The 24,646-nt window shown below is 71.1% G+C and carries 20 protein-coding genes; 8 read left to right on the top strand and 12 right to left on the bottom strand.

Annotation, left to right across the window (positions count from 1 at the left end):
• Positions 1 to 86: 86 nt before the first annotated feature.
• The 3 genes from ACIBI5_RS02550 to ACIBI5_RS02540 all read right to left on the bottom strand — a co-directional run bounded on the left by ACIBI5_RS02550 (position 87) and on the right by ACIBI5_RS02540 (position 5,024).
• Complete coding sequence (locus tag ACIBI5_RS02550; protein ID WP_397242394.1) at positions 87 to 2,558, bottom strand: polynucleotide kinase-phosphatase; 2,472 nt, start codon at positions 2,556 to 2,558, stop codon at positions 87 to 89.
• Positions 2,551 to 4,047 carry a 3' terminal RNA ribose 2'-O-methyltransferase Hen1 gene (locus tag ACIBI5_RS02545; RefSeq protein WP_397242392.1) on the bottom strand — a complete coding sequence of 499 codons (1,497 nt, stop codon included), beginning with the start codon at positions 4,045 to 4,047 and terminating at the stop codon, positions 2,551 to 2,553. The genes ACIBI5_RS02550 and ACIBI5_RS02545 overlap by 8 nt, the downstream gene beginning before the upstream one ends.
• 62 nt (positions 4,048 to 4,109) lie before the next feature.
• Entirely contained in the window at positions 4,110 to 5,024 is a 915-nt protein-coding gene (locus ACIBI5_RS02540; RefSeq protein WP_397242390.1) for an LLM class F420-dependent oxidoreductase, read from the bottom strand.
• 144 nt (positions 5,025 to 5,168) lie between these two features.
• Between ACIBI5_RS02540 and ACIBI5_RS02535 the strand changes: the two genes are divergently transcribed.
• From ACIBI5_RS02535 to ACIBI5_RS02520, 4 genes are read left to right on the top strand one after another with little or no spacing between them, the layout of a single operon-like run.
• Positions 5,169 to 6,140 carry a hypothetical protein gene (locus ACIBI5_RS02535; RefSeq protein ID WP_397242388.1) on the top strand — a complete coding sequence of 324 codons (972 nt, stop codon included), beginning with the start codon at positions 5,169 to 5,171 and terminating at the stop codon, positions 6,138 to 6,140.
• A 50-nt stretch (positions 6,141 to 6,190) separates the two neighbouring features.
• Positions 6,191 to 7,309 carry a sensor histidine kinase gene (locus ACIBI5_RS02530; RefSeq protein WP_397242386.1) on the top strand — a complete coding sequence of 373 codons (1,119 nt, stop codon included), beginning with the start codon at positions 6,191 to 6,193 and terminating at the stop codon, positions 7,307 to 7,309.
• Entirely contained in the window at positions 7,306 to 8,379 is a 1,074-nt protein-coding gene (locus ACIBI5_RS02525) for a sensor histidine kinase (RefSeq protein WP_397242384.1), read from the top strand. Before ACIBI5_RS02530 ends, ACIBI5_RS02525 begins: the two co-directional genes overlap by 4 nt.
• Complete coding sequence (locus ACIBI5_RS02520; protein WP_397242382.1) at positions 8,376 to 8,975, top strand: response regulator transcription factor; 600 nt, start codon at positions 8,376 to 8,378, stop codon at positions 8,973 to 8,975. Before ACIBI5_RS02525 ends, ACIBI5_RS02520 begins: the two co-directional genes overlap by 4 nt.
• A 176-nt stretch (positions 8,976 to 9,151) precedes the next feature.
• On the opposite strand, the gene ACIBI5_RS02515 is transcribed toward ACIBI5_RS02520, so the two are convergent.
• On the bottom strand, positions 9,152 to 10,381 hold the full coding sequence (locus tag ACIBI5_RS02515; RefSeq protein WP_397243775.1) for a class I SAM-dependent RNA methyltransferase: 1,230 nt from the start codon (positions 10,379 to 10,381) through the stop codon (positions 9,152 to 9,154).
• An 88-nt stretch (positions 10,382 to 10,469) separates the two neighbouring features.
• On the opposite strand from ACIBI5_RS02515, the gene ACIBI5_RS02510 reads away from it, so the two are divergent.
• A complete protein-coding gene (locus ACIBI5_RS02510; RefSeq protein ID WP_397242380.1) occupies positions 10,470 to 12,116 on the top strand; it encodes an alpha/beta hydrolase in 1,647 nt (548 codons plus the stop codon).
• On the opposite strand, the gene ACIBI5_RS02505 is transcribed toward ACIBI5_RS02510, so the two are convergent.
• Positions 12,094 to 14,136 carry an APC family permease gene (locus ACIBI5_RS02505; RefSeq protein ID WP_397242378.1) on the bottom strand — a complete coding sequence of 681 codons (2,043 nt, stop codon included), beginning with the start codon at positions 14,134 to 14,136 and terminating at the stop codon, positions 12,094 to 12,096. The two genes, ACIBI5_RS02510 and ACIBI5_RS02505, sit on opposite strands and share 23 nt — an antisense overlap.
• Positions 14,137 to 14,238: 102 nt before the next feature.
• Here ACIBI5_RS02505 and ACIBI5_RS02500 point away from each other — a divergent pair, with 102 nt between their 5' ends.
• Positions 14,239 to 14,904 (top strand): potassium channel family protein, encoded by a 666-nt coding sequence (locus ACIBI5_RS02500; protein ID WP_397242376.1) that lies wholly within the window; start codon positions 14,239 to 14,241, stop codon positions 14,902 to 14,904.
• Entirely contained in the window at positions 14,904 to 15,563 is a 660-nt protein-coding gene (locus tag ACIBI5_RS02495) for a TrkA family potassium uptake protein (RefSeq protein WP_184971832.1), read from the top strand. The genes ACIBI5_RS02500 and ACIBI5_RS02495 overlap by 1 nt, the downstream gene beginning before the upstream one ends.
• Positions 15,564 to 15,916: 353 nt before the next feature.
• Here the strand turns inward: ACIBI5_RS02495 and ACIBI5_RS02490 are convergent, their stop codons facing one another.
• From ACIBI5_RS02490 to ACIBI5_RS02465, 6 genes are read right to left on the bottom strand one after another with little or no spacing between them, the layout of a single operon-like run.
• On the bottom strand, positions 15,917 to 16,579 hold the full coding sequence (locus tag ACIBI5_RS02490; protein WP_397242374.1) for a DUF3159 domain-containing protein: 663 nt from the start codon (positions 16,577 to 16,579) through the stop codon (positions 15,917 to 15,919).
• 4 nt (positions 16,580 to 16,583) lie between these two features.
• Positions 16,584 to 16,973: an OB-fold nucleic acid binding domain-containing protein gene (locus ACIBI5_RS02485; protein ID WP_184971835.1), complete on the bottom strand. Its 390-nt coding sequence runs from the start codon at positions 16,971 to 16,973 to the stop codon at positions 16,584 to 16,586.
• A gap of 28 nt (positions 16,974 to 17,001) precedes the next feature.
• Complete coding sequence (locus tag ACIBI5_RS02480) at positions 17,002 to 17,640, bottom strand: DUF3710 domain-containing protein (protein WP_397242372.1); 639 nt, start codon at positions 17,638 to 17,640, stop codon at positions 17,002 to 17,004.
• 12 nt (positions 17,641 to 17,652) lie between these two features.
• The gene (gene dut, locus ACIBI5_RS02475; RefSeq protein WP_397101315.1) at positions 17,653 to 18,132 is read right to left on the bottom strand and encodes a dUTP diphosphatase; all 480 of its coding nucleotides are present in this window, start codon (positions 18,130 to 18,132) and stop codon (positions 17,653 to 17,655) included.
• A gap of 20 nt (positions 18,133 to 18,152) precedes the next feature.
• Positions 18,153 to 18,707 (bottom strand): PaaI family thioesterase, encoded by a 555-nt coding sequence (locus ACIBI5_RS02470; protein ID WP_397242370.1) that lies wholly within the window; start codon positions 18,705 to 18,707, stop codon positions 18,153 to 18,155.
• A gap of 11 nt (positions 18,708 to 18,718) precedes the next feature.
• On the bottom strand, positions 18,719 to 19,918 hold the full coding sequence (locus ACIBI5_RS02465; RefSeq protein WP_397242368.1) for an AI-2E family transporter: 1,200 nt from the start codon (positions 19,916 to 19,918) through the stop codon (positions 18,719 to 18,721).
• A gap of 86 nt (positions 19,919 to 20,004) precedes the next feature.
• Between ACIBI5_RS02465 and ACIBI5_RS02460 the strand changes: the two genes are divergently transcribed.
• Positions 20,005 to 22,143: a DUF6351 family protein gene (locus ACIBI5_RS02460; RefSeq protein WP_397242366.1), complete on the top strand. Its 2,139-nt coding sequence runs from the start codon at positions 20,005 to 20,007 to the stop codon at positions 22,141 to 22,143.
• Here ACIBI5_RS02460 and valS read toward each other — a convergent pair.
• The gene (gene valS, locus ACIBI5_RS02455; RefSeq protein ID WP_397242364.1) at positions 22,140 to 24,638 is read right to left on the bottom strand and encodes a valine--tRNA ligase; all 2,499 of its coding nucleotides are present in this window, start codon (positions 24,636 to 24,638) and stop codon (positions 22,140 to 22,142) included. The two genes, ACIBI5_RS02460 and valS, sit on opposite strands and share 4 nt — an antisense overlap.
• Between the last annotated feature and the right edge of the window lie 8 nt (positions 24,639 to 24,646).

Below are 24,646 nucleotides of genomic sequence, written 5' to 3'. Positions count from 1 at the left end.
TCCGAACGCCGGTGGGACCGCCACCGTACGATCGGCGCCACGGCCCCCGGCACCCGCGGAAGTTGCGACCGGGCGACCGGAAGTTGTCAGAGGCGCGGGTCCACGGGCTCGGTCTCCATCGCCAGCACGGCGAAGACGGGCTCGTGCACGCGCCACATCGCCTCGCCGTCGGCCAGCCGCGACAGCGCCTCCAGGCCCAGCGCGTGCTCGCGCAGGGCCAGCGACCGCTTCTTGCCGAGGAAGCGCCGGCGCAGCACCTCCAGCGCCTCGGTGTAGTCGGGGCCGTAGATGATGCGCAGGTACTCCCGCCCGCGCACCTTGACGCCGGGCTGCACCCGGCCGGGCGTGTACACGGCGGGCTTGACCACCATGCCCTCGCCCCCGGCCGCCGTCAGCGACTCCCACCAGGCCGTCGCCGCCGCGCGCGAGTCGTCCGAGTCCAGCGACACGAACACGTGCCTGGTCGGCGTGATCAGCTCGGAGTCCAGGCGGCCCAGCGCCGACAGGTGCCACGCGTGCGGCTCCATCGCGGTGTTGCGGCCGCTCTGCCCGTCTCCGCAGGCCAGGATCTGGAATGGCGCCAGCCGTACCCCCTCCAGGCCGTCCACGGGCCAGCAGTAGCGCGCGTAGGCCTCGCGGAAGCGGGCAGCGTTGTCCTGGCGGCGCCGGGTGCGGTCCAGCAGACCGCTCACATCCAGGCCGCGCCCGGCCGCCGTCTCCAGGACCGAGGTGGCCATGGGCAGCGCCGTGCGCGCCGCCGCGCCGACGGAGGCGTACTGCGACTTGATCAGCTCGCCCGCCTTCGCCGACCACGGCAGCAGCTCGCAGTCGAGCACCACCCAGTCGGCGCCGAGCTCGTCCCACAGCGGCGCCACGGCCGCGCGCAGCCGCTCCACCAGCGGCGCGGTGTCGTCGAAGAAGCGCCGCCCGGTGCGCGTGAAGATCTCGCCCGCGCTGCCGTCCGTCACGCCGAAGCGCGCCGCCGCGGCCTCGGGCGTCCGCGCCAGTACGGCCACCGCCCGCGAGCCCATGTGCTTCTCCTCGCACACCACCTCGGTGACCCCGGCAGCGGCGAACTCCTCGAACGCCTGCGCCGGGTGCTCCAGGTAGCCGTCGAGCTGGGAGGTCTCCGGCGGCGCCATGGTCGGCGGCAGGTAGACCAGCCAGCGCGGGTCCACCGCGAAGCGGCTCATGACCTCCAGCGCCGCGGCGGCGTTGGTGTCGAACACCTTGACCCGCGGGCCGAAGCGGGTCTCGACGTAGCGGGTGCCCTGGACGTCGTTGATGTCGAGCTGGCCGGGGTCGCGGGTGTAGCCGCCGAGCGGCTTGACCGAGGCGTACCAGACCTGCTCGGCGGGCACGGAGACGAGCTCGCGCGAGGGGTAGCGCAGCGCGGTCAGCTCGCCGCCGAACACCACGCCGGTGTCGAGGCAGATCGTGTTGTTGACCCACTCCGGCTTCACGGTCGGGGTGTGGCCGTAGACGACCATGGCCCGGCCCCGGTACTCCTCGGCCCACGGGTAGCGCACGGGCAGGCCGTACTCGTCGGTCTCGCCCGTGGTGTCGCCGTAGAGCGCGAACGCGCGCACGCGGCCGGAGGCGCGCATGTGGTAGGCCTCCTTGAGGCCGGCGTGCGCCACGACGAGCTTGCCGTCGTCGAGGACGTAGTGGCTGAGCAGGCCGTCCATGAACGTCCGCGCCCGCTCGACGAAGGCCGGGTCGCTCGCGGCGAGCTGGTCGAGCGACTCCTGCAGGCCGTGCGCGACGCGGACCTTGCGGCCGTTCATCGCGCGGACGAGCTTCTGCTCGTGGTTGCCCGCGACGCAGATGGCGGTGCCCGCCTCGACCATGTCCATGACGATGCGCAGCACACCGGGCGTGTCGGGGCCGCGGTCGACCAGGTCGCCGACGAAGACCGCGGTGCGGCCCTCCGGGTGGTGCGTGCCCTGCCATCCGAGCTCGGCCAGCAGCCGCTCCAGCTCCGCGCGGCAGCCGTGCACGTCGCCGATGATGTCGAACGGCCCGTGAAGGTGCCGCAGGTCGCTCCACGCCTTCTCGTAGGTGACCTGCGCGTTCTCGATCTCGTCGAGGCCGCGCAGCACGTGGACCTTCCTGAAGCCATCCTTGTTGATCTTGCCGAGGGAGCGGCGCAGGTCCTTGCGCTGCCGGATGACGACGCCGGGGCCGAAGTCGCGGTCGGGCCGCGTCTCGTTGCGCGCGATCGCCACGTCCTCGGGTACGTCGAGGACGACGGCGTCGGCCAGCACGTCATGCCGCCTGGCCAGCTCGATGAGGCTCTTGCGGGCCTGGTACTGCACGTTGGTGGCGTCGACGACGGTGAACAGGCCGCGGCTGAGCCGCACGCCCACGATGTGGTGGAGCAGGTCGAAGGCGGCGGGGGTGGAACTCTGGTCGTTCTCGTCGTCGGAGACCAGGCCGCGGCAGAAGTCGGAGGAGATGATCTGCGTCCGCTTGAAGTGCTTGGCGGCGAACGTCGACTTTCCGCTGCCCGAGACCCCCACCAGCACCACGAGGGACAGTTCGGGAACGCTAACCACGAGTGAATACCCCCATCTGAGTCGAGGGCCCCAGCTCGGGATCCTCCTCGCCGACCGGCCTGAGGCCGACGGTGTAGCCGAACCGCTCGCACACGCTCGCGCACCAGGCGGCGAACTCCGCGCGCGTCCACTCGAAGCGGTGGTCGCGGTGGCGCAGCCCGTCCAGGAACTCGTAGCGCACGTTGTACTCGACGTTCGGCGTGGTCACGAGCACATGCTGCGGCTTGGCCGAGCCGAACACCACCCGCTCCAGCGCGGCGAGCCTGGGCGGGTCGACGTGCTCGACGACCTCCATGAGCACCGCGGCGTCGTAGCCGGCGAAGCGCTTGTCGGTGTAGGTCAGCGCGCCCTGGAACAGGGTGAGCCTGGCCCGCTTGCTGTCGGACATGCGCTCCAGGCGCAGCTTGCGGGCGGCGATGGCCAGCGCCAGCGGCGAGACGTCCGTGCCGGCGACGCGGGCGAACCGCGGCCTGGCCAGCAGCGCGCCGACCAGCTCGCCCTGGCCGCAGCCGAGGTCGATCACGCTGGTGGCGCCCAGCTCCTCCAGGGTCGCCAGAACCGCCTCACGGCGCAGCACGTTGAGCGGCCGCGCCTTCGCCTTCCCCGATTCCTGCGTGGTCTCCCGCGTCTCCTGTGTCTCTTGCGTCTCCTGTGTCTCGGCCAGGGCCTCTTCGGTCTCGGCCGCCACCGCCTCGTCCGCGGCGGTCTCGTCCGGCGCGGCCTCCTCCGACACCGCGGGCTCCAGCTGCTCCTCGGTCTCGTCGCCGAGCTCGGCCAGCCGGGCCAGCGCCGAACGGGCCAGCGTCCAGCGCCGCCCCAGGTACCGGCGGGCGATCACGCCGCGCAGCGGATGCTCGCGCAGCCACCCCTCACCGGCCCGCAGCAGCTTGTCCACCTCGTCGGGCGCGACCCAGTAGTGCTTGGCGTCGTCGAGCACCGGCAGCAGCACGTACAGCTGGTTGAGCGCGTCGGCCAGCCGCAGCGTCCCGCGCAGCGTCAGCCGCACGTACCGCGAGTCGCCCCACTCGGGAAACCCCTCGTCCAGCGGTACGGCCCGCGCCTCCACCGCCCAGCCGAGCGGCTCGAACACGCCGCGAGCCAGATCCGCCCCGCCCCTGCAGACCAGCGCGATCTCCAGCGGCAGCGGCGTCCCCGGCAGGTCGGGCCGCGCCTTGCACCGCCCGGCCCGCGCCGTCCTGAACACGTCCGCCAGCGCCACCGCCATCAGCGACGAGGCGGCGTACGGCCGGTCGTTGACGTACTGCGACAGGCTGAAGTCGGGCGAGCTCTTGCCGCTCGACCTGACCAGCGCCACCGGGTCCACTTCCAGCAGCAGGGCCACGGTGCACCGTCGCTCGTCCGCTTCTGGATAGAAGACCGTCGCCGTTCCCGTCGATTGACGGAACTCCTGCACCCGGTCGGGATGCTTGTGCAGCAGGAAGCCCAGGTCAGTGGCCGGCTCGGCGGTGGTCGAGATCGTCAGTAGCACTCCGGAAGTCTGACTTATCCGGTACGGGCGGCGCCAATCGAAATCGCCGCCCGCCGGCGGCTTTACACGTGGGGCAGGATCTCCGCGGCGATCAGCTCCAGGTGGTCGAGGTCGGACAGGTCCATGACCTGCAGGTACACGCGCTCGGCGCCCACCTTGGAGAACTGCTCCAGCTTGCCCAGCACCTCCGCCGGCGTCCCGGCCAGGCCGTTGGCGCGCAGCTGGGCTAGGTCGGAGCCGATCGCCGCGGCCCGGCGCTCCAGCCCGGCCTGGTCGGCGGCCACGCAGACGGTCTGGGCCACCGACATGCGCACCGTGCGACCGGCCGCGTCGGCGGCCCGCCGTACCGTGTCGAAGTGGGTGCCGCTCTCGTCCACGGTGCGGAACGGCACGTTGAACTCGTCGGCGTACGCCGCCGCGAGCCGGGGCGTGCGCTTGGCTCCGAAGCCGCCGATGATGATCGGCGGGTGCGGACGCTGCGCCGGCTTGGGCAGCGCGGGCGAGTCCTTGAGCTGGTAGTGGGCGCCGTCGAAGGAGTAGGGGCCCTCGGCGTTCCACAGGCCGGTGACGATCCGCAACTGCTCCTCGAACCGGTCGAAACGCTCCCCGACCGGCGGGAACGGGATGCCGTAGGAGGTGTGCTCGTTCTCGTACCAGCCGGTGCCGAAGCCGAGCTCGACCCGGCCGCCGCTCATCTGGTCGACCTGGGCGACGCTGATCGCCAGCGGGCCCGGCAGGCGGAAGGTCGCGGGCGAGACCAGGGTGCCGAGCCGGATGCGGGAGGTCTCCCTGGCCAGACCCGCCAGGGTGATCCAGGCGTCGGTCGAGCCGCTGCCCGGGTCGCCCTGGCCGATGCGCTGATAGTGGTCGGAACGGAAGAACGCGTCGAACCCCAGCCGCTCGGTGGCCCGCGCGACGGCCAGCAGCTCGTCGTAGGAGGCGCCTTCCTGCGGTTCGGTGAAGATCCTCAACTTCATAGGCCCATTAAATCCGGAGAACGGCCCCGCGCCCCCGTGTAGCCTTGCTAGTTTCACTTTCGGTAGCAGCCCAGACACGAAGGGTCGCTTATGCCGAACAGCCGGCGCACAAGAGAGCCGGGCACTCCCCCGCGATCCATCGTGATGGCGGCGGCCCTGGCTCTGGCCGCCGCCACCGGCGTGGCCGTCTGGCTGCTCCCGGCCCAGGCCACCCCCGAGACCCCGGTGGCCGCCCCCGCCAAGCCCCCGCCGCCGACGACGACGATGGTCACCGCCACCCCGCGGCCTTTAGCCGCCGAGGGACCCAGCGCGTTCCTGGCGTTCGTCGACACCGCCCGCACGCCCGAGTTCAACCTGCCCGACCACAGCCGCCGCACCGGCGTGCGCTGGTACGCGCTCGGCCACGTGGTCTCCGGTGGCGACGGCTGCGTCCCCAGGTGGGGCGGCAAGCTCGACCCCGGCAGCAACCCCGTCGCCAACCGCATCGGCAGGCTGCGCGCCGGCGGCGCCGACGCGGGCCTGTCCTTCGGCGGCCCCGCGGGCAGGGAACTGGCCGACGCCTGCGACGGCACCACCTCGCTGACCGCCGCCTACCGCCGGGTCGTGAGCGCGTTCGACGCCCGCTTCGCCGACTTCGAGATCCGCGACAGCGCCAACGCCGACGTGGTGCTGCGCCGGGCCAGGGCGCTGCGCGCGCTGCAACAGGAGCGGCCGCTGCACCTCACCTTCACCGTCCCGCTGGGGCCCGGCGGGCTGTCGGAACGCGACGCCGCGCTGCTCAAGCTCACCCACGACGCCGGCGCCCGGATCTCCACGGTGAACCTGCTGGCCGCCATCGAGCCCGGCGACGCGCCCGAGGGCCGGATGCGGCGGGTGGCGGAAGCCGTACGGGCGGCTCATGGGCAGATCGCGCGGGCGCTGGGCATCGCCGACCCCGCCCAGGCGTGGCGGAGCCTCGCGCTCACCTCGGTGCTCGTCAGCCCCGGCGACCTCGGCGAGATCGACGCGCGCAAGCTGACGACGTTCGCCGCCCGCTACGAGCTGGCCTGGCTGTCGCTGCGCGGCGCCGCCCCGTCCCAGTCCGTGTCGCGTATTCTCTGGCGCACCCGTGCGTGAGCTATAGGATTCTCCGCGTCAGGGGGTATTTGTCGGAGGAGGAGCATTTGATGGCGGCCCGGCCGGAGCTGGCCAGAAAAGTGCTGCTCTACTGGATGGACGGCATGGTCGCGTTCATCGCGGTCGCGTTCACCATCATGCTGTTCAGCCTCGCCGCCATCGGCACGCTCTCCCCGGGGCGCGCGTTCCTCGTCGGGGTGCTCCTGCTGGCGCAGTTCGCCATGTTTCCGTTCGTCCTGCGCGCCGCCTACGACGACAAGCCCAGGCCCACCGTCCTGCTGGCCGTCTCCGGTCTGGCCATGCTGGTCTCGATCATGCTCATCCCGCCCGGCCTCGGCACCAGCACCTGGGAGATCGTCGCCGGTCTGTGGCTGGCCGGCCTGGCGATCAACGTCCGGTGGCGGGTGAGCGTCGCCTTCGGCGTGGTCCTGGCCGCCATCACCGTCCCCCTCGCCGTCTACGTCTCCGAGATGGGCCTGTTCGTGGCTCTGGTGGGTGAAGGCGTCACCCTGGTGATCACGCCGCTGGCCATGTGGCTGTGGGTGTGGCTCTGGCGCACGATCAGGGACGCGCACGAGAGCCAGGAGGCCAAGTCCCGCCTGGCCGTCGCCGAGGAACGGCTGCGCTTCGCCCGCGACCTGCACGACCTGCTCGGCCACAGCCTGTCGGTGATCAGCATCAAGAGCGAGCTGGCCGCGAAGCTGTCGGCCAAGGACACCGCCCGCGCCGCCGGCGAGATGTCCCAGGTCCGCGAACTGGCCGGCGGCGCGCTGGCCGAGGTCCAGGCCGCCGTCGAGGGCTACCGCTCGCTCGACCTGTCACTGGAGCTGGCCACCGTACGCGCCACGCTGGAGGCCGCCGGCGCCCGCTGCACGGTCGAGGCCAGCACCGACGACCTGTCGCCCGCCGCCCGCGCGCTGCTGGCGTGGGCGGTGCGCGAAGGCGCCACCAACATCCTCAAGCACAGTACGGCGACGCGCTGTGCCATCACCATCGACCGGGGCGTGCTGGAGATGCGCAACAACGGCGTGAAGGGACCCCAGCGCTCGACCGGCAGCGGCCTGCGCGGCCTGTCGGAACGGCTGACCGCCGCCGGCGGCACCTTCTCCGCCTCGGTCACGGACTCGGACTCGGGCGAGTTCCTCCTGCGCGCGGCGGTCCCGGCATGATGCGGGCCAGCAAGCTCGACAGGGTCCGGTGGCTGTTCCTGTACTCCAACGACTTCATCAACCTGACCGTCTTCCTCAGCCTCCTGCAGCTCTCCATCGCCTGGCAGGAGAACTGGGCGCCCAAACCCGTGCTCGTCGGGGCCTTCGCGCTGCTCCTGGTCTTCTTCGCGCTGTCCACCCGGCCGCTGCGCATCGCGACCCGCGGCGGCCGGCGGCCGACCCTCCTGCTGGCGGTCGCCGCCGTCATCACGCTCGCCTTCGCCGCCTTCTCCATGGTCTGGCTGGTGCCGGTGTGGCTCGGGATCGTGTCGCCGTTCCTGAGCAGGCGCGCCTTCTGGATCACGGCCTCCGTCGTCACCGCGCTGACCCTCGTGTACGTGGCCATCATCGGCGGCCTCCCGTTCGTCGTCATCATGATGGTCCTGACGCTGATCGTCACCGGCGGCACCCTGGCCAACGTACGGATCTGGCGGAGCGCCCAGGAAGCCTACGAAGGCCAGGAGGCCAAGGCGGCGCTGGCCGTGTCGGAGGAACGGCTGCGCTTCGCCCGCGACCTCAACGACCTGCTCGGGCAGAGCCTCGTCGACATCGCCGCCGGGGCCGGGCGGGCCGAGGCCACGCTGGGCGTCGACCCGGAACGGGCGGCGGCGGAGATGTTCGAGGTGCGGGATCTGGCCAGGCGGTCGTTGCGGGAGGTTCGCACCGCCGTACAGAACTATCGGGCGCTCGACCTCGGCGAGGTGCTCGCGAGCGTGCGCGCCGTGCTGGAGGCGGCGGACGTGCACTGCGCGATCGACACCGACGACACCGGCGACCTGCCCGCCGAGGCCCGCACACTGCTGGCCGCGGTGGTTCGCGAGGGTGCCACCAACATCCTCAAGCACAGCACCGCCCAGCGGTGCACGATCACGATCAAGAATGGGGTGCTGGAGATGTCCAACGACGGGATCTCGCCGGACGCCGGCGAGCCCGGCGGGCTGCGCGGCCTGTCCCAGCGGTTGAGCGCGGCGGGCGGCACGCTGAGCGCCGGCGCCGCCGACGGCGTCTACCTGCTGCGAGCCGCGGTATGACCACGCGCGTCCTGCTCGCCGACGACGAGCACCTCATCCGCGGCGCCCTGGCCGCCCTGCTCGACCTTGAGGACGGCATCGAGGTCGTCGCCCAGGTCGGCCGCGGCGACGAGGTGGTCCCCGCGGTCCGGGCCCACAACCCCGACGTGGCCGTCCTCGACATCGAGATGCCCGGCATGGACGGCCTGACCGCGGCCGAGCAGATCAGCGCCCAGTGCAAGATCGTCATCCTGACCAGCCTGGGCCGCCCCGGCTACCTGCGCCGCGCGATGGCCGCCGGGGTCAGCGGCTTCCTGGGCAAGGACGCCTCCGCCGAAGAGCTGGCGATGGCCATCCGCAAGGTGATGGCCGGCGGCCGCTACCTGGACGCCGAACTCGCCGCCGCCGCGATGGCCGCCGGCGACAGCCCGCTGACCGAACGCGAACGCGACGCCCTGCGCCTGGCCGGCGACGGCGCCCCCATCTCCCGCATCGCCACCGAACTCCACCTGACAGAAGGCACCGTCCGCAACTACCTGTCCAGCGCCATGACCAAACTCAACGCCCAGAACCGCCTGGAGGCCATCCGCACCGCCCAGCGCATGGGCTGGCTGTAGCCACGGCGTTCGCGCGGTGGCACCGGCACCCCCGCGTAACGCCCGTCGCCTCCGGGGCGGTGTTCTTGTCGCTGACTACGCCCCGTCACCGGTTAAGGGGACGGGACGTTTCATGATCTTGAGACATCAGGAGACACCCCGAGATTCGGTAGCGCCGCTGCTGGTCAGGGCCCTTTCTAGGCCTTGACCAGCAGGGCCACACACTCCACGTGGTGGGTCATCGGGAAGGCGTCGAAGGCGCGGAGGTCGGTGAGGGGGTAGCCGCGTTCGTCCAGCCAGGCCAGGTCGCGGGCCAGGGTCGCCGGGTCGCAGGAGACGTAGACGATCCTGGCGGCCTCCAGCGAGGCGATGCGGTCCACCACCTCGCGGCCCAAACCCGAGCGGGGCGGGTCGACGACCACGAGGTCGGCGCGTTCGATCTGGAAGCGGTCCAGGGCTTCCTCCACCCGGCCCCTCTCCACCCTGGCCTGGGGGAGGTCGCGCAGGTTGGCGCGGGCGTCGCGGACGGCTGCGGCCTCCGATTCGAGGCCGAAGACGGCGCCCTCGTCGCCCACCCGCTCGGCCAGCGCGGCGGCGAACAGGCCCACTCCGCAGTAAAGGTCGAGCGCCCATTCGCCGGGCTCGGGCTGGCCGTACGTGAGGACGGCGTCCAGGAGGGTTTCGGCGGCGCCGGGGTGTACCTGCCAGAAGCCGCTGCCCGTCACCCGGAACTCGCGGTCGTCCGCCCGCTCGTGGAGGTTGCCGGAGCCGTGGCGGGCGTCGCTGCGGCCTTTGCCCTGGTTGACGAGGATGGAGGCGGGCGCCTCCAGGTCGGGGACGGCGACGGTGCGGCGCGGGCGGGGGGCGATGACGACGTTGCGTTCGCCGCTCGACGACGCGATGACCTCCACCCCGGCGGCGCCCTTCCAGTTGTGCGCCTCGGCGCCCACCGCCTCCACCTCGGGGTGGGCGATGAGGCAGGCGTCGACGACCTCGATGTCGTGGGAGCGGTGGTGGCGGAAGCCGAGCTCGCCGCCGGGCGTGGCGGCGAACTGGACGCGGGTACGCCACCCGAGCCCGTCCTTCGCCCCGGGAACCTCCTCCACCACGATCTCGCGCTCGATCCCGGCCAGGCGGCGCAGTTGCTCGGCGACCACGTCGGCCTTCATGGCCCGCTGCGCCTCCAGCGTGACGTGCTGCCAGTCACACCCGCCGCACCGGCCGGGACCGGCGTACGGGCACGGCGGCACGACCCGGTCAGGCGAGGCCTGGAGGACCTCGACGGCGTCGGCCCGAAGGAACCGGGTCGTCTCCTCGGTGACCCGGGCACGGACTCGCTCTCCGGGCAGTGCGTGGCGTACGAACACCACCCGCCCCTCATGGCGTGCCACGCACCAGCCGCCATGCGCGACCGGGCCTACCGTCAGCTCGAGAGTTGCCTGTTCCACAGCAATACAGCCTAGGCCCTCACCCGGCCGACTCCACCGAGCAGCGCCTTAACTACGCTATGTAGCCATGTACGAGGGGCGGGTGGTACGGCGGCGGCTCGGGTTCGGGGGCACGCTGGCCGCCACGCTGTTCTTCTGCGCCTCGCTCACCCCGACGCTGCTGCCCAGGCCGTGGGTCATGCAGGGCGCGATGGGCGGGGTCACCGGCATCATCGGCTACGCCGTGGGCGCGAGCGCGGGCGCGGCGGGGCGGGCGCTGATCGGCTACCGGCTGCCCGAGCGGGGGCGGGTGCTGGCCTGGCGGGTGCTGATCGCGGTGTGCGCACTGCTGGCGGGCGTGACGCTGTGGTACAGCCTCGGCTGGCAGGACGACCTGCGCGCGCTCATGGGGATGACCAGGCAGATCACCTGGTTCCCTCCGGCGATCCTGGCGCTGAGCGTCGCGCTGTTCGCGCTCTTCCTGCTCCTGGCCCGGTCGGTACGGCTCGGCGGCCGCAAACTGATCACCTGGCTGGACCGCTTCGTCCCGGTGCCCATCGCCCAGGCCACCGGAATCGTCATCGTGACCGCCGTCGTCGGGGTTCTGGCCAACGACGTGCTGTTCTCGGGGTTCGTCAACGCGGTCAACGACGCCTCGTCGGTCGCGAACGGCACCACCGATCCCGGGGTGCGGCGGCCGGGTTCCGCGAAGGTGTCCGGCGGCGCGGGTTCGCTGCTGGGCTGGGACTCCCTGGGGCGCGAGGGCCGCAACTTCACCGGGAGCGCGATCGCGACGCCGCGGCTGCGCGCCTTCTCCGGAAGGCGGCCGGCCGAGCCGATCCGGGTCTACGTGGGCCTGCAGGCGGCTCCCACACCGGCGGCCCAGGCGGCGCTGGCCGTACGGGAGCTGGAAAGGACGGGCGCGTTCGCGCGCCCTGTGCTCGCGGTGCTGGGGACGACGGGCACGGGGTGGGTGGACGAGCAGATCGCCGACAGCCTGGAGTACATGTACAACGGCGACAGCGCGATGGTCGCCCTGCAGTACTCCTACCTGCCGAGCTGGGTGTCGTTCCTGGTGGACCGCGGCAAGGCGGCGCGGGCGGGCGCGGCGCTGTTCGACGCGGTGCGCGCCCGGTGGGAACGGCTGCCGCCGGGCGAACGGCCGCTGCTGGTCCTGTCAGGGGAGAGCCTGGGCAGCTTCGAGCTCGAAGGCGCCTTCCGCGACCTGCCGGACCTGGTGGGCAGGGCCGACGGGGCGTTGTTCGTGGGGCCGCCGGACGCCAACCCGATCTGGCGGGCGGTGACCGCGGGGCGCGAGCCGGACAGCCCGGTGTGGCGGCCGGTGTTCGAGCGGGGCAGGACGGTGCGCTTCGGGCAGTACCCGGATGACCTGTCCTGGCCGCCGGGGCCGTGGGAACGGCCGCGCGTGGTGTATCTGCAGAACGCCTCCGACCCGGTCGTGTGGTGGTCGACCGACCTCATCTACGCCAAGCCGGAGTGGCTGACCGCGCCGCGCGGGCCGGACGTCAACCCGCGGATGAACTGGTTCCCGCTGGTGACGTTCTGGCAGGTGCTGGGAGACATGTCGGTCGCGCTGAACGTCCCGGCAGGGCACGGCCACGTCTACGGCGCGAACGTGGTGGAAGGCTGGGCGGCTATCGCCGCGCCGGACGGCTGGAGCGCCGCCGACACCGCCCGCCTCCACGCGCTGGTCAGCGCTCGTTCTTCCCCGTGAGCTGCTCGTCCTTGATGACCTGGTGCCAGGGACGGCGCACGGAACCCGGCGCGAACGGCTCGGGACGGCCCTTGAGCCGGTCGGAGGAGTGCAGCTGCCACGGGACGCTGGTCACCATCACGCCCGGCTTGAACAGCAGGCGCGCCTTGAGCCGCAGCGCGCTCTGGTTGTGGAGCAGGTGCTCCCACCAGTGGCCGACGACGTACTCGGGGATGAAGACGGTGATGACGTCGCGGGGCGAGCGGCGGCGCAGCGTCTTGACGTAGTCGAGGACCGGCTGCGTGATCTCCCGGTAGGGCGAGTCGAGCATCTTCAGCGGGACCGGGATGCCCCACCGTTCCCACTCCTCCTGCAGGCGGCGGGCCTCGTCGCCCTCGACGCCGACGGTGATGGCCTCCAGCGTGGACGGGCGGGTGGCGCGGGCGTAGGCCAGGGCGCGCATGGTCGGCTTGTGCACCTTGGAGACGAGCACGATCGCGTGGTTGCGGGCCGGGAGCATCGACGGGTCGTACTCCTCGGTGATCTCCAGCTCTGCGGCGACGTTGTCGTAGTGGCGGCGGATCGCCTTCATCATCAGGAACAGGATCGGCATCGCGATGCACACGATCCACGCGCCGACCAGGAACTTCGTCAGCAGCACCACGATCAGCACCAGGCCGGTCATGATGCCGCCGAAGAAGTTGATCGTCCGCGAGCGGTGCATCTGGTGGCGTACCCGGGGGTCGGTCTCGGTCTTCAGGTGGCGCGTCCAGTGGATGACCATGCCGGTCTGGCTGAGCGTGAACGAGACGAAGACGCCCACGATGTACAGGTTGAGCAGGCGGCTCACGTCGGCCTGGAACCCCCACAGCAGCAGGCAGGCGCCCAGCGCCAGGATGACGATGCCGTTGGAGAAGGCCAGCCGGTCGCCGCGGGTGTGCAGCTGGCGCGGCAGGTAACGGTCCTGGGCCAGGATCGAGCCGAGCACCGGGAAGCCGTTGAAGGCGGTGTTGGCCGCCAGGAACAGGATCAGCGCGGTCACCGCCGAGATCACCACGAACAGCAGCGAGCCGCCGCCGAAGACGGCGTCGGCCACCTGGGAGATGATCGGCTGCTGGTAGTAGCTCTCGCCGGCCGGCTTGCCGTCGATGAGGATGTCCAGCGCCGGGTGCTCCGACACCTTCACGCCGGAGACCAGGCCGAGCGCGATGATGCCGCCGAACATCGTGATCGCGACCAGGCCCATCATGAGCAGCGTGGTGGCGGCGTTCTTGCTCTTGGGCTTGCGGAAGGCGGGCACGCCGTTGCTGATGGCCTCGACACCCGTCAGGGCGGCGCAGCCGGAGGAGAAGGCACGCAGGATCAGGAAGGCGGCGGCGAAGGAGGTCAGGTTCGTCTGCTCGGCCACGATCGCGTAGTCGGCGGTGGGCGCCTTGAGGTCGTCGTCGAGGACCAGGAGCCGGATGCCGCCCCAGAAGATCATGCCGATGACCGCGGCCATGAACGCGTAGGTCGGGATGGCGAAGGCGGCGCCCGACTCCCTGATGCCGCGCAGGTTGACGACCGTGAGCAGAATGACGATGACGATGGCGACCGTGGGCTTGTGCTCGGCCACGAACGGCACCGTCGCGCCCACGTAGTCGACGCCGTTGGCGACCGAGACGGCCACCGTCAGCACGTAGTCCACCATGAGCGCGCTGGCCACGGTCAGGCCGGCGTTCTTGCCGAGGTTCGTGGTGGCGACCTCGTAGTCGCCGCCGCCGCTGGGGTAGGCGTGGACGTTCTGCCGGTACGAGGCGACCACCGTGAGCATCACGATGATGACGGCGATGGCCACCCAGGGGCTGAAGTGGTAGAACGACACACCCGCCAGCGAAAGGATGACCAGAATCTCCTGTGGCGCGTAGGCCACCGAGGACAGGGCGTCACTCGCGAACACGGGGAGTGCGATGCGTTTGGGAAGCAGCTGTTCATGCAGCTGACCGCTGCGCAGCGCCCGGCCGACCAGGACGCGTTTCAGGAGATCCGTTACCTTCGCCACGTAAACCGATGCTAGCCCTCTCCTCCCGCCCGGCAGTTACGGCGCTCCCTTATCAGGCCATACTGATACACGAGACCTGCCAAACCGCGGACGGCGGAGAGTATGCACATAGTGATCATGGGTTGTGGCCGGGTGGGATCGACCATCGCCCACATCCTTGAGGACAACGGCCACTCGGTCGCGATCATCGACCGGGACCCGCAGGCGTTCCGCCGCCTGCGCGCCGGATTCCGCGGCCGCCGCGTCACCGGCGTCGGCTTCGACCGCGACGTCCTCATCGAGGCCGGCATCGAGTCGGCCGCCGCGTACGTGGCGGTCTCCAGCGGCGACAACTCCAACATCATCTCCGCCCGTGTCGCCCGCGAGACGTTCGGCGTCGACAACGTCGTCGCCCGCATCTACGACTCCCGCCGGGCCGAGATCTACCAGCGGCTCGGCATCCCCACGGTCGCCACCGTGCGCTGGACCGCCGACCAGATCCTGCGCCGCGTCCTGCCCGAGGGCGCGGAACCCCTCTGGCGCGACCCCACCGGCACCGTCATCCTGGCCGAGGTCACGGTGAACGCCGCCTGGGTCGGCACCCGCGTCATCGACCTCGAAGGGCAGGCTGGGGCCCGGATCGCGTTCGTCAACCGCATGGGCGAGGCCCTGGTCGTCAAGCGCGAGACCATGGTCCAGGAAGGCGACATCCTGCACGTCATCGCCGCAGAAAACGACATGGACCGGATCAACAAGGTGCTCGCCGCGGCGCCGGAACAGGACCACTGATGCGCGTCGCCATCGCCGGCGCCGGAGCCGTCGGCCGCTCCATCGCCGCCGAACTCCTGGAGAACGGCCACGAGGTCCTGCTCATCGACATCGACCCCAAGGCCATCAAGATCGACACGGTGCCACGCGCCGAATGGCTGCTCGCCGACGCCTGCGAGATCTCCTCCCTCGACGAGGCCGGGCTCAACAACTGCCACGTCGTCGTCGCCTCCTCCGGAGACGACAAGGTCAACCTCGTGGTCTCGCTGCTGGCCAAGACGGAGTACGGCGTGCCGCGCGTCGTGGCCCGCATCAACCACCCGTCGAACGAGTGGCTGTTCAACGAGTCCTGGGGCGTGGACGTCGCCGTCTCCACGCCGCGCCTGCTGTCCGCGCTGGTGGAAGAGGCGGTGAGCGTGGGCGATCTGGTGAGGTTGATGACGTTCCGCCAGGGCCAGGCGAACCTGGTGGAGCTCACGCTGGCCGACGACGCCCCCGTGGTGGGCCAGCGCGCCGGCTCGGTCCCCTGGCCCACGGACTCGGCCCTGGTCGCCATCCTCCGCGAGGGCCGCGTCCTCGTCCCCACCGCCGACGACCCGCTGGAGGCCGGCGACGAGCTCCTCTTCGTCGCCAGCCAGGAAGTCGAGCAGGACCTGGCGCATCTCCTGTCCTCTCACTGACTTTCCGCTCCAAGCAGCCCCATCCGTCACGGCAAAGCCGCAGCCACCCCCACCCGCCGCACGTGGCCGGCTTCTGTCCAGGGACACGGCCGTCCAGCGTGCGGGGCGGGCCACCATAACGCCCGCCCCGAACCCGGCTACCGCTGAAAGGCACGTGGGGTAGCCGAAGGCAGCGTCAGACGGCCGGCGGCGCGGTCGTGGCGGCGGCCGGCTATGCACGCTGGACGGCCGTTGCCCTGGACGGGGCCCGGCCCTGTGCGGCGGGTGGGGGTGGCTGCGGCCGGCCGTAACGGAAAAGGCCGGAAAGAACCGACACACCACCCCAGGCCGCACTTTCTAGAACAGGGCTGAGATCACGCCACCGACGGCTTGATGGGCGTGCGGCCGCGGCCCAGGAGCCAGAGCATAGCGCCGAGGGCGGCGACTTGGAGTGGCCAGCCCATCAGGATCTTCGTGATGCCCAGCGCCGCCACCGCCTCGTCTCCTCCGTACACGTAGACCGGCAGCTGCACCGCCACCCGCACCACGCACGGCAGCATCAGCAGCCACGTCAGCCGCGTGCACAACCGCACGATCCCCGGGTCCTTGTGCCACGCCGTCGGGTCGCCGGTGACCGAGCCGATGAGGAAGCCCACGACCGGCCAGCGGGTGATGATCGAGATGAGCATCGCCACCGAGTAGCCGGCGTTCCAGAGGATTCCGGGCAGGAAGTACGCCTTCGCGTCACCCGATCGGCTGGCGAAGAAGGCGCCGATGGCGATGCCGATGAGGCTGTTGATCACGAACTGCGGCGTGGAGCGCTGCACGAGGCGCGCCAGGAGCAGCAGCACCGCCAGCGCGATGCTGACGATGAGCGAGGTCTTCAGCTGCTCCGTGGTGATCCACGTGACGGTGAAGGCGATCGTGGGCACCGCGGCCTCGATCATGCCACGCACGCCGCCCAGTGCCTTGCTGAGCTGGGCGCGCACCGCCGCCTCGACGGTGTCGTGGGCGACTTCCTCGGCCTCGGCGCTCACCTGATCAGCTCCCTGGACGCAGTTCGTATCGTGGATTGAACATCACCTTGCGCCCGTCCTGCATGCTGACCAGGCCCTCGGCCTTGACGATGCGACCGGGTTCGATGCCCGCGATCCTGCGGCGGCCGAGCCAGACGAGGTCGATCACGTCGGACCCGTCGTAGAGCTCGGCCTCCAGCGCGGGCGCCCCACCCCGGGGACGCAGCGTCACGGTACGTAGCGTACCGGCTACGCAGAAGCGGCGTCGGCCGCCGCACCTGACGATGGGAGTGGCGCCGGCCTGGTCGGCGTCCTCCCGCAGCTCCTGAGCTTCGATCTCGGACTGCGGGGAGGCAAGCCGGCTGAAGAAGCCGCGCAATCCCCCGCGTTTGTGGGGCTCTGCCGTACTCGTCATGATGACTCAGCTTATGTGATGAGAGGCGTCAGCGAATCTCACTGATTTCGGGTCCTCGCTGGAAGGGGTTGAGCCCGGGGTCGGACGCGTCCTGCTCGGGGGTGTTCTCGTTGGGACGGCGCAGCGGGATCGCCTCTTCCCTGGCCATCGGGTCGCTGCCGCGCACCACGACGATGTCCCTGACGAAGTCGAGAAACTCCTCCGCGACCTTCTCGTCGAGGGCGGCGCGGCCGCTGATGATGGCCAGCAGGAGCCAGCGCGGGCCGTCGACGCCGAGGTAGCGGATCTGGCGGCGTTCGCCGTCGGACTCGACCTCGCCCCTCAGCTCGGGACCCAGCGGGCCCTCGCTCACGGACAGGCCGCTCGCGGTGCTGGTGATCTTGGTGCGTACCTCGTCCCACAGGCCGGAGGACTTGGGCGCGGCCATCGCCTGGACCTGCAGCGTGCTCTCCTCGTAGAGGGCGATCACGCTGACGTGCTGGTCGCCCATCGCGGCCAGGCGGATGTCGAACGCCGGGTGGTGCGGGACCCGCAGGCCGCCCAGGTCGATCCGGTCTGACTCCGGGTGCGTCTCGTCGGCGTCCCAGGGACCCGACTCGCGTCCAGGCTCACGTGCCGCCGATTCCTCGGCGGCCGGCTCCTGCTCGCGACGCTTGCGTCGGAACACGTTCCTCACTCCTTAACGTCCGGTAGAACCAAAGCCGCCGTTGCCGCGTGCCGATCCGGGCAGGCGCTCGACCTCGGCGAAGGCGGCGCGCTCCACACGCTGGATGACCAGCTGGGCGACCCGGTCGCCGCGGCGCAGGCGGAAGGCGTTCTTGGTGTCGGTGTTGATCAGCGTCACCTTGATCTCGCCACGGTATCCGGCATCGACGGTGCCGGGGGCGTTGACGAGGGTCACGCCGTGCTTGGCGGCCAGGCCCGAGCGCGGGTGCACGAACGCGGCGTAGCCGTCGGGCAGCGCGATCGCCAGGCCGGTGCCGACCATCGCGCGCTCGCCGGGCAGCAGTTCGACGTCCTCGGCGGCGTAGAGGTCGGCGCCGGCGTCGCCCGGATGGGCATAGGACGGCGGCGGCAGCTCGCGGTCGAGCCGCTGGATCAGGACCTCTGTGTCCGTCGGGCGCGCGAGGCTCGCACGCCTCCCGTCCGCTCCGCCCACTGCGTCGGACTCACTCCCGCTCACGGGTTCACCTCGTACTCGTGATGTTCGGCCGCCATGGCCTCGGCGTCGCCGTGCTGCGCGAAGTGCTCCATGTTCACTTCTACGAACAGCGCCGCGGCGCGGACGGCGGCCGGGCCGTCGGGGGCGCCGACGCGCCCCTCAGCCTCAAGGTACGCCTTCCGCCCCGCCATACCGGTGCACCAGGCACGCAGGTGGAGTGTCGTGCCCACGGGAACCGGGAGGAGGTAGTCGGTCTCCAGGCGGGCCGTGACATACGGCTTGTGGAACAGCCAGATGGACATTCCGATGACTTCGTCCATCGCCGCGGCGAGCACGCCGCCGTGCGCCAGCCCCGGCGCTCCCTGGTGGGCCGTGCCGACGGTGAACTCCGCCTCGACCGTGGCCCCGTCGGGCGTGCGGGCGGCGAGGTGGAGGCCGGTCGGGTGGTCGGCGCCGCAGCCGAAGCACCGGCTGTAGTGGGAGCCGAGCGCCGAACCCGGCGGGGGCGCGTTGAGGTGCGCCTTCGGCTGGTCCGCGCCCTCGGGAGGCGTGGTCAGGGAGGAACGTGTCACGGGTGACGAGGTTACTCCTTGCCGGAGACCGCCACGTCCTCGGCGGCCGCTTCCGGCGCGGGCGCACCGGGCTTCGCGGGCGCGGACTCACCGGGCCCCTGGGGCGCGGGCTTCGCGGGTGCCTGTGGTGTGGACGGCTCCGCGGGCGGGAGCTCCTGCGGCGGATCGTGGCGCAGCTCGGGCAGCGCCCGGTAGATGACGGCGGCCACCGGGACCGCCACCACGGCGCCCGCGATGCCGCCCATGATGCCGCCGACCGCCAGCACCAGGATGATCGCCAGCGGGTGGAAGTTGAGCGCCCGCCCGACGATCAAGGGCTGCAGCACGTGGTTCTCCAGCTGCTGCTCGACGATGAGCACGATGAGGAAGACCAGCGCCTTCCACGGCTCGACCGACCCGAGCGTGACCAGCGTGGCCACGGTGCCGGCGAAGAAGATGCCGACGATGGGGATGAAGCTGGCCAGGAAGATCAGTACGGCCAGCGCCGCCCAGAGCGGCACCCCCAGCCCGGCCAGCACGATGCCCATGATCACGCCGTGCACCGCGGCGACCGCGACCGTGCCCTGGACGTAGTGGGAGATCGTGACCCACGCGGCGGTGCCGGCCCTGTCGACCCGCGGCGCCATGCTGCCGAACCCCTTCAGGAACCAGCCCCAGATCCGGTCACCATCCTTGAGCAGGAAGAAGGTGACGAACAGCAGCAGCACGATCGAGGCCAGGATCTCCACGAAGACCTGACCGGCGGCCAGCGCGGTGCTGGTCAGCGCCGCCTGCTGCTGGGTGATCCAGCTCGTGATCTGCCCGGTCCACTTGCTGAGCTCGGCTTCACTGAGGTGCAGCGGCCCCACCAGCATCCAGTCGCGCACGTTGTTGATCGTCGCGGTGATCTGCTTGGCGAGCTGCGGGAACTCCTCGCTGGCCCGCGTGCCCACCAGCCATCCGGTGCCGCCCAGGATGGCCAGCGCCACCAGCATCGTCAGCCAGGTGGCGTAGATCGGGCGCAGCCCGCCCTTACGGAAGAAGCGCGTCAGCGGATAGAGCAGAGCGGCCAGCAGCAGCGCGATCGCCACCGGCAGCGCCACGAAGCTCAGCCGGGCGATGACCTGCGCGAAGACGTAGACGACCACGCCGACGAGGATCAGGCAGGCACTCCACGCCGCCATCCGGGCCAGGAAGGGCGGCACGAGTTTCGTCAGTCGGTCGGAGAACACGTGTTCAAGACTGGCACGTCCCACCGACAGATGCGCGCACATATTCGGGCCTGTGCAAGGTCAGCGGCCCATGTCACGTTCGACGCATGAAGGCTGTCCCGATCTTAGTGGCGCTCCTCATGGCGCTGTCCGGTATCACCGCCTTACCCGCCCACGCGAACGGCGGCCTCGCGCTGGAGGTGCTCTCCAGCCGCGCTGACCAGGTGAGCGGCGGCGACGCCCTGCTGAGGGTGCGCCTCGCCCCGCGGCTGAAAGTGCTGCGCAACGGCGAGGACGTGACCCCGGCCTTCGCCCCCGACCCGGGCGGCAGAACCGCGACCGGTCTGGTGACCGGCCTGCGCTCGGGCGAGAACCTGGTCACCGCGACGGCGCGGCCGTACCGGGACGTGCTGCGGCTGCGCAACCACCCGATCTCGGGACCGATCTTCTCGGGCCCGCAGCAGTACCCGTTCGTCTGCAAGACCGAGCGCACCGGCCTCGGCCCGCCCGTGGCTGACAACCAGGCCCGGCAGGGCTACCGGGTCGAGGGCGGCTGGAGCAAGGACTGCTTCGCCCCGTCGGTCACCGACCGGATCTACCGCTCGACCGGCGGCCAGTGGAAGCCGATGCCCGCCGGGCGCCCGGCCGACATGTCCACGACGAAGCTGCTCGACGGCCGCACCGTCGACTTCGTGGTCAAGCGCGAGCGCGGCGTCATCAACCGCTTCCTCTACTCGATCGCGGTCGTGGAGGGCGGCTGGAACCAGCGGGCCATGTACCGCTTCGACGGCGGCGTCGCGATCGGCCGCGACCAGGGCACGCTCGGCGGCAGCGCCCTCGACCCGCACGGCCTGGGCCTGGGCTACGCGATCCTGCACTCCTCCGGCACGCGTACCTCGACCCACTACAACCTGATCGTCGGCGGCGAGACCGCGCTGATGGTCAAGGAGCGCTTCATCGAGCTGTACGGCAGGCCGCTCTACACCGTGGGCGTGGGCGGTTCTGGCGGCGCCATCCAGCAGTACGTCTACGCCCAGAACCACGGCGACCGGATCATCGACGCCGCCATCCCCCAGTACTCCTATCCCGACATGGTCACCCAGACCATCCACATCGGCGACTGCGAGCTGCTCGAACGCTACATGGACGCCTCCCCGCGCTGGGCGAACTGGAACTCCAGGACCGCCCTGATCGGCCTGAACGCCAGCGACACCGTCGCCAATCCGTACACGAGGCAGCCGGGCGCCAGCGAGTGCGTGATCGGCTGGCGCGGACTGACCCCGCTGGCCATGAACCCGAAGTGGACCGACGACAACGACCCCGAGTGGGCCAAGATGGACCCGCCGGGCGTCAAGGACACCGTCCACTGGACCCACTGGGAAGACCTCAGGAACGTCTACGGCGTCGGCCCCGACGGCTACGCCCGCTCCCCCTGGGACAACGTCGGCGTGCAGTACGGCCTGAAGGCCCTGCGCGACGGCGTCATCACCCCCGAGGAGTTCCTGGACGTCAACGAGAAGGCGGGCTCGTGGAAGGAGTCGCGCGACATGGTCCAGGAGGGCTGCCCGTTCGTCCCGGCCGCCTGCCCGGCCGACTGGGACCCGTGGAGCGCCCGCAACATCGCCCCCGGCCGCAGGACCGGCGATCCGGTCGCGATCCGCAACGTCGAGCGCAGCGGCCTGGTCTTCAGGGGCGACATCGACATCCCGGTCATCGACTGGCGCCACTACCTGGAAGACCAGCTCGACATGCACAACAGCCACCAGTCGTTCGCCTCGCGGCAGCGGATGCTCGACCATGACGGCGACGCCGGCAACCAGGTGATCTGGTTCACCGACGCCCGGCCGGACGGGCCGCGCTTCGACCAGACGCCGCAGGCGCTCGAGGTCATCGACGCGTGGATGGCCAACATCCGCGAGCGCCCGTGGCGCGGGGTGCCGGGCAACAAGCCGCCGCTGGCGGTGGACCGCTGCTTCGCCACCGACGGCACGCAGATCGCGGCCGGTCGCGGCGTGTGGAACGGCATCCTCGACCGCCGCGAGCCGGGCGCCTGCACGAAGGCGTTCCCGCTGTACTCGACGAGCAGGATCGTGGCGGGGGGCCCGATCGAGGGCGGGGTCTTCAAGTGCCGGCTGCAGCCGGTCGCCAAGGCGATCGCCCGCGGCCTGTACGGCACGTGGCAGCCGGACCCCGCCGAGCGCGCCCGGCTGGACGCGGTCTTCCCGGCGGGGGTGTGCGACTACTAGCCGAGCTCCACCTCGACGGTGAGCGACTCTCCCGGTTCCAGGACGAACTCCTCGACGTTGCCCGCGCCGCAGAGGTCGTCCTGGGCCAGTCGTACCAGCGCCACCTCGGGGCCGGTGACGGTCAGCCTGGACACCTCGGCCCGCATCGACTGCTTGGCCTCGGACTTGGCCTTGCGCACCCGGCGCAGGATCTCCGAGGCCACGGTCAGCACGGCGGGGTCGCCCGCGCCGGGGGCGGCCTGCGGCCACGCGGCGCGGTGGACCGAGCCCTCGCGCCACCACGACCAGACCTCTTCGGTGACGAAGGGCAGGAACGGCGCGAACAGCCGCAGCTGCGTCTCCAGCGCCCGCCGCAGCGCCACGATCGCCGAGGCGTCCCCCTCGTACGCCCGCGCCTTGACGAGTTCCAGATAGTCGTCGCAGAACGACCAGAAGAACCGCTCGGCGACCTCGAGGGCCCTGGTGTGGTCGTAGGACTCGAAGGCCCGGCCCGCCTCGCCGACGGCCTCGTTCAGCGCGGCCAGCATGGACAGGTCGAGCGCCTGGGTCACCTCGCCGCCGACGTCGCCGAAGCCGAGCACGAACTTGGAGGCGTTGAGGATCTTGATGGCCAGCCTGCGTCCGACCTTGAGCTGGCCGGGGTCGAAGGCGGTGTCCACTCCGTAGCGGCCGTTGGCGGCCCAGTAGCGCACGGCGTCGGAGCCGTACTGCTCCAGCAGCGCCATCGGGGTGACGACGTTCCCCTTGGACTTGGACATCTTCTTGCGGTCGGGGTCGAGGATCCAGCCCGACACCGCCGCGTCGCTCCACGGCAGGCTGCCGAACTCCAGGTGCGAGCGGGTCACCGAGGCGAACAGCCAGGTGCGGATGATCTCGTGCGACTGTGAGCGCAGGTCCATGGGGAAGACCCGGCGGAAGAGGTCGTCGTCGGTCTTCCAGCGGCCGGCGATCTGCGGCGTCAGCGAGGACGTGGCCCAGGTGTCCATGACGTCGGTGTCGCCGGCGAAGCCGCCGGGCACGCCGCGCTGGTCCTCGCTGTAGCCGGGGGGCACGTCGGAGGACGGGTCGACCGGCAGCATCTCCTCCGGCGGCAGGATCGGCTCGTCGTGCAGCCGGTTGCCCGAGCCGTCGAGCTTGTACCAGACGGGGAAGGGCACACCGAAGAAGCGCTGCCTGGAGATGAGCCAGTCGCCGTTGAGCCCTTCGACCCAGTTGTCGTAGCGCACCCGCATGTGCGGCGGATGCCACTTCAGCTCCCGCCCACGCTCCAGCAGCCGCTCGCGCAGCGCCTGGTCGCGCCCGCCGTTGCGGATGTACCACTGGCGGGTGGTGACGATCTCCAGCGGCTTGTCGCCGCGCTCGTAGAACTTCACCGTGCGCTGGACGGCCTTGGGCTCGCCGTCGAGGTCGCCGGACTCGCGCAGCATCTCCACGATCCGCTCGCGGGCGCTGTGGACGGTCTTGCCGGCCAGTTCCTTGTACGGCTCGCCGTCCACGCCCTCCGGCGGCTCGGGCAGCAGGCGCCCGTCCCAGCCGATGACCGAACGCGTGGCCAGCCCCAGCTCGCGCCACCAGGTGACGTCGGTGACGTCGCCGAAGGTGCAGATCATCGCGATGCCGGAGCCCTTGTCCATCTCGGCCAGGCGGTGGGCCAGGATCGGCACCTCGACGCCGAACAGCGGCGTGAGCACGCTCGTGCCGAACAGCGGCTTGTAGCGCTCGTCGTCGGGATGGGCCACCAGCGCCACGCAGGCGGGGATGAGCTCGGGCCGGGTGGTCTCGATGAAGACCGGCCCCTGGTCGCCGTAGAAGGAGATCCGGTGGAAGGCGCCCGGCCACTCGCGGTCCTCCAGCTCCGCCTGCGCGACGGCGGTGCGGAAGGTGACGTCCCAGAGCGTCGGCGCCTCGGCGAGGTAGGCCTCGCCGCGCGCGAGGTTGCGCAGGAAGGCGCGCTGCGACACCGCGCGGGAGTCGTCGCCGATCGTGGTGTAGAGCAGCGACCAGTCGACCGACAGGCCGACGCGCCGCCAGACCTCCTCGAAGGCCCGCTCGTCGACGGCGGTCAGCTGGTGGCACAGCTCGACGAAGTTGCGCCGCGAGATGGGGATCTCCCGCTTGCCCGGCTTGTCCGGTGGAGCGAACTCCGGGTCGTAGGGCAGGGAGGCGTCGCCGCGCACGCCGTAGACGTTCTGCACCCGGCGCTCGGTGGGCAGGCCGTTGTCGTCCCAGCCGATCGGGTAGAAGACCTCGTAGCCCGCCATCCGCTTGTAGCGGGCCATGATGTCGGTGTGGGTGTAGGAGAAGACGTGGCCGACGTGCAGCGAGCCGGAGACGGTGGGCGGCGGGGTGTCGATCGAGAAGATCTCGGGCCGCTCACGGGTACGGTCGAAGCGGTAGACGCCTTCGTCCTCCCAGCGGGCTACCCATACCTGCTCCAGGCCGTCGAGAGTCGGTTTCTCCGGCATGGCGGCATGGCGTAGTCGCTGTTGAGTCATGCCTCCTT

The organism is Nonomuraea sp. NPDC050540, assembly GCF_044457485.1.
Lineage (GTDB): Bacteria > Actinomycetota > Actinomycetes > Streptosporangiales > Streptosporangiaceae > Nonomuraea.
This window is presented reverse-complemented; position numbering and strand designations above follow the sequence as displayed.